Below are 4,210 nucleotides of genomic sequence, written 5' to 3'. Positions count from 1 at the left end.
TGCCTGCCCACCCCAGCCTCTGGCGGGGCCCGTCCCCGCGCCCCTGGAGAGGCTGGGGTGGGCAGGCAATAGGCTGGGGGTGCTCGTACTACAGACGGCCTTGGTCGTCGCATCATCAGGGGAGAGACAACATGGCACCCGGCCTTCCTACCGCCATGGACCGACCGCACTTCATCGGCATCGGCGGCGCCGGGATGTCGGGGATCGCGAAGATCCTGGCCCAGCGCGGCGCCAAGGTGGCGGGCAGTGACGCCAGGGAGTCGGCCACGGCGGAGGCGCTGCGGGCGCTCGGCGCCACGGTGCACATCGGGCACGACGCCGCGCACCTCGCCTCCGACGCGACCTGCGTCGTCGTCTCCTCGGCGATCCGCGCCGACAACCCCGAGCTGGCCCGCGCCGCCGAGCTCGGCATCCCGGTCGTGCACCGCTCGGACGCCCTCGCGTCGCTGATGAACGGCCTGCGCCCGATCGCCGTGGCCGGTACGCACGGCAAGACGACCACGACGTCGATGCTGGCCGTCACGCTGGCGGCCCTCGGCCTCGACCCGTCGTACGCGATCGGCGGCGACCTGGACGTGCCGGGGTCGAACGCGCTGCACGGCGAGGGCGACATCTTCGTCGCCGAGGCCGACGAGAGCGACCGCAGCTTCCACAAGTACGCGCCCGAGGTCGCCATCGTCCTGAACGTGGAGCTCGACCACCACGCGAACTACGCGTCGATGGACGAGATCTACGAGTCCTTCGAGATCTTCGCGGGCAAGGTCGTGCCCGGCGGCACGCTGGTCATCTCGGCGGACCAGGAGGGCGCCGTCGAGCTGACCCGGCGCATCCGGGACCTCGGACAGCTCAAGGTCGTCACGTACGGCGAGTCCGAGGGCGCCGACCTGCGCATCCACAAGATCAACGCGCGGGGTCTGACCAGCGAGGTCACCGTCCTCCTCGACGGCAAGCTGCTCACCTTCACCGTCTCGGTGCCCGGCCGCCACTACGCCAACAACGCGGTCGCGGCGCTCGCCGCGGGCATCGCGCTCGGCATCCCGTCCCGCAACCTGGCCGGTGCCCTGAAGTCCTACACGGGCGTCAAGCGCCGTCTCCAGCTCAAGGGCGAGGCCGCGGGCGTCCAGGTGATCGACTCCTACGCCCACCACCCGACCGAGATGACGGCGGACCTGGAGGCGATGCGGGCCGCTGCCGACGGCTCGCGCATCCTGGTCCTCTTCCAGCCGCACCTCTTCTCGCGCACCCAGGAGCTGGGCACGGAGATGGGCCAGGCCCTCGCGCTGGCCGACTCCTCCGTCGTCCTGGACATCTACCCGGCCCGCGAGGACCCGATCCCCGGCATCACCAGCGACCTGATCATCGACGCGGCCCGTGCGGCGGGCGCCGAGGTGCGGGCCGCCCACGACAAGGACGAGGCGGTGCGGGAGATCGCGGGAATGTCGCGGCCCGGTGATCTCGTTCTCACCATGGGAGCGGGCGACGTCACCGACCTTGGCCCGCGCATCCTGGCCCACCTGTCGAAGTAAGGGGATTGCACCCATGGCGTACGACGTCGAGAAGCCGGACGAGCAGTGGCGGGCGGAGCTGACCCCTTCGGAGTACGCCGTGCTGCGCCAGGCCGGTACGGAACCGGCCTTCGTCGGTGAGTACACCGACACCAGGACGGCGGGTGTCTACTCCTGTCGCGCCTGCGGCGCGGAGCTGTTCACCTCGACGGAGAAGTTCGAGTCGCACTGCGGCTGGCCGAGCTTCTTCGACCCGAAGGACACCGACGCGGTCGAGCTCCTCCAGGACACCTCGCACGGCATGGTCCGCACGGAGGTCCGCTGCGCCCGCTGCGGCTCGCACCTGGGCCACGTCTTCGAGGGCGAGGGTTACCCGACCCCGACCGACCAGCGGTACTGCATCAACTCGATCTCCCTGCGGCTGACGCCCGCCGAGGGCTGACACGCGCGGCTCGCCCGGGTCCGGGGCTGTCCCGGACCCGGGCGAGGGCCGTTCTCAGCGGCCGGGAGGTCAGAAGGTCAGCTTCCAGCTGTTGATGTAGCCCGTGTCCTGGGGCCCCACGTCCTGGACGCGGAGCTTCCAGGCGCCGTTCGCGGTCTCGGCCGAGGCGTTGACCGTGTAGGTCGCTATGACGTTGTCCGCGGAGTCGCCGCCGCTGGAGTTCTTCAGGCGGTACGCGGTGCCGTCGGGGGCGAGGAGGTCGACGACCAGGTCGCCGCGGTAGGTGTGGCGGATGTCGACGTCGACCCTGAGGGCGGCCGGGGCGTTGCCGGTGCGGCCGGTGACGTTGACTGTCGAGGTGACGGCGGCGCCGTTGTCCGGTACGGCGACGTCCGCGGTGTTCTCGTAGGCGTCACCCGGCGGGACCTGCGTGTCCGTGGAGAGCGTCCAGATCGCGTGGGCGATGGCGTCGCTGTTCCGGTCGAGCGCGGTGTCGTTGATGTTCGACGTGGAGTCGCACGAGGAGTGGTAGCAGCGGTCGAAGGCCTGGCCCGCCGTGCCGCCCCACTTCTGGGCCTGGGCGCTGGACTTGGCGCGCTCCGCGCCGCTGAAGAGGCCGCCGACCGGGATGCCGACGTTCTTGAACGGGGCGTGGTCGGAGCGGCCGTCGCCCTCGGTCTCGATCTCCGTGGCGACGTTGAGGCCCGCGTAGTAGTCCTTGAACGTCTTCTCGATCGTGGGGTCGTCGTCGTAGACGAAGTAACCCGGGTTCGGGGAGGCGATCATGTCGAAGTTCAGATAGCCGCTGACCTTCGCGCGCTCGGCCGTCGGCAGGTTGTTCACGTAGTAACGGGAACCCACCATGCCCAGCTCCTCCGCGCCCCACCAGGCGAAACGCAGGTGCTTGGTGGGCTTGAGCTGGGCCCTTGAGACCGCGAGCGCCGTCTCAAGGACTCCCGCGGAGCCCGAGCCGTTGTCGTTGATCCCCGCGCCCGACGACACGCTGTCGAGGTGCGCGCCCGCCATCAGCGTCCTGCTGGTGTCGCCGCCCGGCCAGTCGGCGATCAGGTTGTAGCCGGTCGCGCCGCTGGAGGTGAACTGCTGGACGCTGGTGGTGAATCCCGCCGCGTCCAGTTTGCTCTTCACGTAGTCGATGGAGGCCTTGTAGCCGGGCCTGCCGTGGGCGCGGTTGCCGCCGTTCGCCGAGGCTATGGACTGGAGCTGGGAGAGGTGCGCCTTGACGTTGGCGAGCGGGATGTCGGGCGCCGCGAGGGCCGGTGCGGGCGCCGCGGGGGCCGCGAGGGCCGAGGGCGCGGCGGTGGCGAGCAGCCCCGCGGCGGCGAGGACGGCGACGCCCGCGGTGGTGCGTCTCAGGGCACGGGGCAGCGCGGGCCGGACGGATCGGACGAGTCTCATGTGGGGCTCCGGATTCCGAACAGAAGTGGGGACGGAACGTGCGAGGCGCCCTGCGACGCGGGTGTCGCGGGGCGCCTTTGGAGCTGGGTGCTCAGCTGTGCGTTGCCTGATGTTGAAGGCGGGACGTGTCCACGTCAAGAGCGGAATCCGGTCACAATGCGGGCAGCCGTGTTCGTATTGCGGACAGGGCCCGAAGGTGCCACGCCCCTCAGAAGAAGACTCCGCAGCGCAGCAGCACATTCGCGTACGGGCGGGCCTCCCCGGTGCGGACCACCAGGCGCGCCCCGGCCGAGAGCTCCTTGAGCGACGCGTGCGGCACCAGGTCCAGGGCCGGGAGGGCCGCACGCAGCAGCCGCCACGTCTCCGGGTTCGCCTCCCGCACCTCGTCCGCCGCCGTGCCGCCCTCGACCACCAGTTCCGCGAGCAGTCCGTCGAGGATCTCCGCGAAGGACGGGACCCCGGCGCGGAACGCCAGGTCCACCACGCGCGGGCCCGCCGGGACCGGCATGCCCGCGTCGCAGACCAGGACCGTGTCGCCGTGGCCCAATTCGGCCAGCGCGCCCGCGAGATGGCGGTTGAGGATGCCCGACTTCTTCACGGGGACAAAACCTCCGGCGCGCGGGCCGCCAGCTCCGCCGCGGTCGGATAGGAGTCCTGCGCGCCCTTGCGGGTGACCGCCGCCGAACCCACCCGTGCCGCGTAGGCCGCCGCCGTCGCCAGATCCTCGCCGAGGCCGAGACGCCAGCCGAGCGCGGCGGTGAAGGCGTCGCCCGCGCCGGTCGTGTCCACCGCGTCCACCCGCGGGCTCGCCACCCGTACGGCCTCCTCGCCGGCCACGGCGGTCAGC

The 4,210-nt window shown here is 71.4% G+C and carries 5 protein-coding genes; 2 read left to right on the top strand and 3 right to left on the bottom strand.

The genetic code is table 11. The features are described 5' to 3' along the window. Positions 1-131: 131 nt before the first annotated feature. Both murC and msrB read left to right on the top strand, forming a co-directional pair. Positions 132-1,526, top strand: a complete 1,395-nt coding sequence (murC, locus tag AB8Z36_RS31135; protein ID WP_369216737.1) for a UDP-N-acetylmuramate--L-alanine ligase — start codon at positions 132-134, stop codon at positions 1,524-1,526. A gap of 13 nt (positions 1,527-1,539) precedes the next feature. After that, on the top strand, positions 1,540-1,947 hold the full coding sequence (gene msrB, locus AB8Z36_RS31130; protein ID WP_369216736.1) for a peptide-methionine (R)-S-oxide reductase MsrB: 408 nt from the start codon (positions 1,540-1,542) through the stop codon (positions 1,945-1,947). A gap of 69 nt (positions 1,948-2,016) precedes the next feature. Here the strand turns inward: msrB and AB8Z36_RS31125 are convergent, their stop codons facing one another. The 3 genes from AB8Z36_RS31125 to AB8Z36_RS31115 form a co-directional block, all read right to left on the bottom strand. Beyond that, positions 2,017-3,363, bottom strand: coding sequence for a M28 family metallopeptidase (locus tag AB8Z36_RS31125; RefSeq protein ID WP_369216735.1), 1,347 nt, complete (start codon positions 3,361-3,363; stop codon positions 2,017-2,019). Between the two features lie 208 nt (positions 3,364-3,571). Beyond that, positions 3,572-3,961 (bottom strand): D-ribose pyranase, encoded by a 390-nt coding sequence (gene rbsD / locus AB8Z36_RS31120; RefSeq protein ID WP_369216734.1) that lies wholly within the window; start codon positions 3,959-3,961, stop codon positions 3,572-3,574. Next, positions 3,958-4,210: PfkB family carbohydrate kinase (locus AB8Z36_RS31115; RefSeq protein ID WP_369216733.1), on the bottom strand; the 253-nt coding region annotated here is incomplete at its 5' end. The genes rbsD and AB8Z36_RS31115, both read right to left, overlap by 4 nt.

The sequence above is a fragment of the Streptomyces flavofungini genome (assembly GCF_041028215.1).
GTDB lineage: Bacteria > Actinomycetota > Actinomycetes > Streptomycetales > Streptomycetaceae > Streptomyces > Streptomyces flavofungini_B.
The sequence above is the reverse complement of the archived record's forward strand: the minus strand, read 5'-3'. Positions and strand labels throughout refer to the sequence as shown.